Origin of the sequence: Aquiflexum sp., from assembly GCF_041751335.1 — a bacterium.
Classification (GTDB): domain Bacteria; phylum Bacteroidota; class Bacteroidia; order Cytophagales; family Cyclobacteriaceae; genus Aquiflexum.
The window spans coordinates 1-6,961 of the sequence record NZ_JBGSXS010000290.1 but is presented as its reverse complement, the minus strand read 5'-3'; the positions used below and the strand labels follow the sequence as shown (position 1 = coordinate 6,961).

The window sequence follows — 6,961 nt, the reverse complement described above, 5'->3', positions numbered from 1 at the left end:
TACAACAACTGCAACATCAATATCACTATCTTTCCTATTTGTATCACTTTCAAAAGAGCCAAACAGGTAAACTGCTTCAAGGTCAAAATGATTTCCAAGCAACAATTTATATTGCTTGACTTTTTTTATAGCTCCTTTTTTATCCATTGCTGCAAGTTTTTATCATCTATGTTTAAAGGATTTATATTTAAAGATAATATGTCTTTCACCATTGTAAAAGGTTACCAATGACATAAATCGGAGCAGCCGACATGCTGCTGAATAGAGAAATTAATGCTTACCAATCAATTGCCTCCTGCTTTAGCGGGAGGAAAAAATGAGGCCTAATCTCCCTCGGCTTTAGCCAAACATAATCCCCAATCTTATATCCTATTTTACTGTTTTGGCTAAAGCCATTTGGTATTTTACATTTATTTATGAATGGGCTAAAGCCGCATTCCTATTGATACCTTTTAGTGCGCCGCAGCGCACTAAAAGGTTATCTATGAATCAATCTGCAGTTCCTGCCTTAATAATCTGTCCAAAGAACACCGAATTCAGGAAAAGTTTATTGGTACCGAACCAGACTGCCCTAAAGTTTGGATTGTCCACCAAACCAATCACCCTCCCACTACCCAGTTTTTTGACTTGAATGACTGCGGTGTTTTTAATCTTTTCTAAGTTTTCGGAATGTACATAGCCACTCGCCAAAGGTTGGTTCGTATAAATCAATGGGTTGGAATACGGGTTTTTGGCGGTCTCCAAAAACAAGTTGCTGTTTCTGAAAGTATGTATGGAGTCCTTTGTAAATCCATATCCAATGGGATGTGAATTATCCAGTTTGGCATGAAATATTGTGCCACTTGTTAATCTAGCTCCCGTATTTTTAGGAAAGTCTGCGTAAGCGTGGACTTCTTTTTTCTCATCCTCTTTTTCATCCTTTTTGAATTCAAATTTGACAAGTTCCTGACCGTTTAACCAGGTCAGTGCATTTCCCCTAGCTATCAAAGTCCCTCCGGCTGAAGTCCATGTTTTGATCTTTTCCCCTTCTTCCTTTCCAAATGTAGAATATGGACCATTGGGCATGACGATAACATTGTACTTGCTCAAATCTGCTGAATTTACCTTTTCGACTGGAAGCAACGTAATGGGCATATCCATTCTCTGATCCAATAGATGCCAGATTTCGCCAGCTTCCAAACTCACCACTCCCGTGCCCACCAATAGGGCGACTTCAGGTTTTTTCAACACATCAATTTGCGGTGAACCTAGATTTATTCCTCCTGTATAACCTGTATTGATGGCATGGATTTCCAATCCGGTCTCTTTTGCTATTTTTTCCAAATCCTCTAAAAGGTTCAATTCCTTCTTTTCTTCTCTTGGCATACTCACCAAAATACTGCCTCTTTTTAAGTCGGTTTTATCAGGTAATACAATTGGTTCATTGGTCACACGGACCAAGTAACCTTTCTTCATTAACTGATAGGCAGCTTTCGGGGCATAATATCCTTCCCATCCAAAGCCAAAAGCATATGCTTCTTTTTCCCCCAATACCTTACCGGAATTAAGTGAGAAATCCGCATCCAAAAGACTGACATTTGCCAGATTCAGGATCCGGCTGCTCAAAGCCATAAAATCCAAGTCAAAAGACATGGGCATGGTCCAAGCTGAAACATCATAAAAAAGACTGTCCTGAAACTCATTCCTGACTTCAAAAAGTGATTTTATCAATCGGTATTGAGGTTGATTGAGAGGGACGATATAAGATTTGCCTTTTTCAAAAGGAACACCATTCACAGTAATATCTTCGTTCAATGAAAACACATCAACAGCATGCTGCCGAATCATGTCGGCTAAGTGAAAGCTTCTTGCCCCATCCGCCATTGAACCAAAAACAATGGCTTTGTCTGTATCTGCTGAAGCCATCTGAAAAGCTTCCTTATAGAAATCATGCATGGATTTGTTGATTTCACTTCTCATTTCCTTGGCAAAAGCAAAAGAACTGATACTAGTGCGGAACTGATTTCTGATCGTGAATGCAAAAGTCAAAGGACCATAATTGCTTTCCTGAAGATGTCCTCTTGAAGAAGCCTGTTCAAACAATATCCCAATAGAACCCTGAATATCTGGATAGGTGGAACCATAGCCAAAGTAATACTCATCAAAACTTTCTTTGGCATAATAAAGTGACCCTATTTCTTCCATGGCCTTGGCATGAAAGGCAGCCATTTTTTCTGTAAGCGCTACTGTCCTTTTGGGAATCAAAGGATGATCCCTACTTGGAATTCCCGGTGGGAAAAAGAAAGTCGAATTTGAGCCCATTTCATGATAGTCCAGGTAGATGTTCGGCAGCCATTCCTGAAACTTTGCCACCCTGTTTTGGGATTCGGGATGCTGTACCAACAACCAATCCCTGTTGAGGTCAAACCAATAATGATTGCCCCTGCCACCTGGCCAAGCCTCACCCAATTCCCTGTTATTGGGATCGCCGTTGAGGTTATAAGACCTATGAGAATTGACCCAAGTGGAATACCTGCTGTAGCCATCGGGATTCAATGCAGGATCAATCAAAATGACGATGTTATTCAGGTCATCAGCTATTTCATTTGCGGCCGCAAAATGGTATGCAGCCAACAGGGAAGAGTTGATGCCACTGGCTTCATTGCCATGGACTGAATAGCCCGCTGCCAATACCAAAGGCATGGCGCCGTAATCAAGATTGACATTGGGGTCTCTGAGCTTTTTTCTACCCGCTTTAATATTATCCAGGTTTTTCAAATTGTCCGGGGAAGTAATCGTCAACATCACCTGAGGTCGTTTTTCATAGGAATGACCAAAAACTTCAAATGAAACCCTGTCAGAACTTGCCGCCAATTTCTCAAAATACCTGATCAATTGTTCATAATCCACATTCCATTCCCCCACTTCAAATCCCAGAACTTCTTTGGGTGTAGGGACATTTTCATTATAGGTGTAAGTATCAGGAAGATAATATTCCAAAGAAATGTCGGCTGTACCTTTTGGACTATTTTGGGCTAATACTGATAATCCTGTTATCAGAAAAAACAACAGAAAGGATATACTTCTCTTTTTCATTTATAATACGCTTTAGATTAGTTGATCAAATAAATTACAATATGCGGAATTGATAGGAGGGTAAATGGCCATTGGTGTAAATAATTTTGATTATGGGTTTTGAGTTCAGCCAACAATTTAGCATTGCAAAGAACGAAGACGGGAAATAGAAGATGACTTGAATCCAAACCTAAACAGCTCTAATTAGCACACCATCTTTCCTGATAAGGAAGCGGATATTTGGATTTTGAATTTAATCAAAAAAAAACACCTTCAAAATCTGAATCATAAATCCAGATCTTGAAGGGTTCAATTCTACTTTCCTTTAAGGCGATTATTCCACAGTAACTGATTTAGCCAAATTTCTCGGTTGATCAACATTACAGCCTCTCATGACGGCAATATGATAAGAAAGTTGTTGCAATGGAACTACAGCAATCAGAGGAACGAATGCTTCTTCGGTTTCAGGGATTTCGATCACGTGGTCTGCCATGTTTCTGACTGTAGTGTCTCCTTCTGTCACTACGGCAATGATTTTGCCTTTTCTGGCTTTTACTTCCTGTATATTGCTGACCACTTTTTCGTAGCTGCTGTCCTTGGTAGCGATAAATACCACCGGCATTTCTTCATCTATCAGGGCAATAGGGCCATGCTTCATTTCGGCTGCAGGATAACCTTCTGCATGGATATAAGAAATTTCTTTCAGTTTCAAGGCACCCTCCAAGGCAACCGGGAAATTATATCCCCGTCCCAGATAAAGGAAGTTTCTGGCATCCTTGTATTCCGCTGCGATGGCTTTTACTTTGTCATTGAGTTTTAGTGCTCTTTCAACTTTGGAAGGAATAGTTTCCAATTCACTGAGCAACTGCATATACCTGGATTCAGACAAAGTACCCCTTTGGTAACCCAATTTTAGGGCCATCATAGTTAGCACAGATATCTGTGCCGTAAATGCTTTGGTAGATGCTACTCCGATTTCAGGCCCAGCATGGGTATATGAACCGGCATGTGTTGCCCTTGGTATGGATGAACCAACCACATTACACACTCCAAAAATGGTGGCACCTTTGGATTTAGCCAATTCTATTGCAGCAAGTGTATCAGCAGTTTCGCCGGATTGGGAGATGGCTATGATAAAATCTTTTTCATTAATGACCGGATTTCTGTAGCGGAATTCCGAAGCATATTCTACTTCCACTGGGATTCTGGCAAATTCCTCAAAGAGATACTCTGCCACCAAACCTGCATGCCAAGAAGTCCCGCAAGCAGTAATGATAATACGATCAGCATTTTGGAACTTGTTCATGTAGTCCCTCAATCCACCCAATACCAACCTGCCATTTTTGGCATCCAACCTACCCCGCATACAATCTGCGATTGACCTTGGTTGTTCATTGATTTCTTTCAACATGAAATGTTCATAGCCGCCTTTTTCGATGGCCTCCAATTCCATTTCCAATTGATTGATATAGGGATTGGTTTCTACATTCTCAATGGTCTTGATCTGTAATCTGTTTTCCCGGATCACAGCAATCTCATAATCATCGAGGTAGACCACCTGATTGGTGTATTCAATAATCGGGGTAGCATCAGATGCCAAAAAGTACTCATTCTCTCCTACACCAATTACCAAAGGCGATCCTTTTCTTGCTGCTATCAAGGTGTCCGGTTCCTCGATATTCATGATTACAATCGCGTAAGCACCGACCACTTTATGCAAGGCAAGCCTTACCGCTTCCTCCAAGCTGATATGATTGTTGATATATATGTCTTCAATAAACTTGATAAATACCTCTGAATCGGTTTCACTGTGAAAAGTATAACCTTTGTTCAATAGGTCAGTTTTGAGCACATCATAATTCTCAATAATCCCGTTGTGGATCATCGCAAATTTTTCATTGGAAGAATAATGGGGGTGGGCATTGACATCATTGGGTTCGCCATGAGTGGCCCATCTTGTATGTCCGATACCGATTTTTGAATTCAGGTTGTCAAAAGTCTCGAGGTGATTCTCCAATTCAGAGACTTTACCTTTCTTTTTGTAAACACTTAGTCCTTTTTGATTGAGCAGGGCCACACCTGCACTGTCATAGCCTCGGTATTCTAATCTTTTAAGGCCTTTGATAATAATGGGCAACGCTTCTTGGTGCCCAACATAAGCTACAATTCCACACATAAGCAAAAATATTAAAGATCAAATGTAAGCTTTTTCAAATAACAAGTAGAAAATGAAATAAAAAAATCTACTTGTTTAAAACTTCAAGTAGATTTTTAATGGTTTGAATAAATTTCTTAATTTAAAGGGAACGTGCCCTTGAAAAGAATATTTTTAATTTGATGGTATTTTGATCTACTACAAACTCATTAAGAGATTGTCTAAAATCATCTACAACGGGATTTGAAGGAGGCCCAGGAGATGCTGGATACAATAATAAGTCCCTTCTTTGTATTTTCTTCCTGTAAATGGCATTTACATGGGAAGTAATTAATTGACCGATAATATTCGTTTCCGGATTATGGTTTAAATAAGATGGATTTTCAGTATATAAAGGTTCACCTCTTTCAAGATCCACTTGTGGTCTACCATCAGATTGAACCGCCATTGGGAAACCATCTGTTCTGAGTAGGATTTTATTTGTTTCATTGGTGAAATACATAATTTGAGAACGGGGTGGTCGATTTGTCAAATATTCATTTTGCAATGGCCCCATTTCCAGACGAACTTGATTAAAGGTTACATTTTCCAAAGTGTCCAAAAATGCATCCAAAGGACTCATGTCCAATTTGACCAACATCCCCAAACCAGACTTTCCCCCTGCAAATTGGCCTAAGTTGTAGGCTTGCATTTTATTTTGCACCACTTCAGTTGGAGTACCTGTAGGGTCATTCATAATCTGACTGAAATGACGGGCAAAATTATTATTGATTCCCGTGGCTATAGGGTATGTTCTTGATACGGTATCACCCTCATTCTTGTAAAAGAAAACGAAACCGGTATTATTACCGACCCTTGTATTGAAAGAAACATCCTCGTTTTCAGCGCCTTTAAACACCAACCCGGGAAAGAATTCCCTGAAGGAAAAAATATCGTTGAAAGCGGATCCTTCTTTCAATTCGGAAAAGATCCTTTCCGTCAGTTCATTATTGATTGAGATAACCAATAATGTATCCTGTTTGTCCTTAAAATCAAAAGTTGTACTGATAAATGGCTCGGGATTATAGTCCAAACTGCTGAAATTAAAATAATTCAGGTCCCTGATTTGTTCCTCAAGTAGATGAATGTTGATCGTTTTGGGAGAATCGAGGTTATCAGCAAGGACATGTCTCATGTTGATCACGAACCTGACAGAATCAATTGTCGCAGTAGGTTCAGGTTTCCTTACATCTCTGTTGAATAGCAATCTTGTATAACCTATTGCCTCAGTTTTTCCAAAAAAATCACTTTGCTCAACACCATACATTAAATAACCATTATTGGTGGTCGAAATGGAATCTCTCAATACCACAGTAGCAGAAAGGGGTATTTCCTGGTAGAAAACCCCTATCTGATTGCTGTTGGGATCCAATTCCAAACCAATATTGGAAGGATCTTCACAGGATGATATAATGGAAATCAGAATCAATAAACCCAAAACCAGCTTAGCCGGCGAGTTCAGTATAGATATTAAAGTAACTTTCAAAAAGTTGTTCGTCTTCTTCTTCGTTGTTAATCTCACACTTCTTGTCTTTAGAGCACTCCTCAATGAGTTGGCTTAGGTGTTCGGAGATTTCTTCGCTCTTGATGACCACGTCGGCATATTCCATTCCGATTTTCAGGAAGCCTTCATAATCTTTTGATTTGAGAGGGGCAAGTATGGCATCATCAATATCCACCATTTTTACTTTCTCCAACAAATCGTCGCCAAAT

4 protein-coding genes and 1 pseudogene are annotated in these 6,961 nt (G+C 39.7%); all 5 read right to left on the bottom strand.

The window, feature by feature from the left end; genetic code table 11:
- Positions 1-147: nucleotidyltransferase family protein (locus tag ACEW8U_RS16330; RefSeq protein ID WP_373523121.1), on the bottom strand; the 147-nt coding region annotated here is incomplete at its 3' end.
- Positions 148-489: 342 nt separating this feature from the next.
- Complete coding sequence (locus ACEW8U_RS16325) at positions 490-3,075, bottom strand: M14 family metallopeptidase (RefSeq protein ID WP_373523120.1); 2,586 nt, start codon at positions 3,073-3,075, stop codon at positions 490-492.
- 313 nt (positions 3,076-3,388) lie between these two features.
- Positions 3,389-5,230: a glutamine--fructose-6-phosphate transaminase (isomerizing) gene (gene glmS, locus ACEW8U_RS16320; protein WP_373523119.1), complete on the bottom strand. Its 1,842-nt coding sequence runs from the start codon at positions 5,228-5,230 to the stop codon at positions 3,389-3,391.
- A 121-nt stretch (positions 5,231-5,351) separates the two neighbouring features.
- Positions 5,352-6,734, bottom strand: coding sequence for a DUF4270 family protein (locus tag ACEW8U_RS16315; protein ID WP_373523118.1), 1,383 nt, complete (start codon positions 6,732-6,734; stop codon positions 5,352-5,354).
- A pseudogene (locus ACEW8U_RS16310) lies at positions 6,694-6,961 on the bottom strand (glycogen synthase); the annotation flags it as partial. The gene ACEW8U_RS16315 and the pseudogene ACEW8U_RS16310, both read right to left, overlap by 41 nt.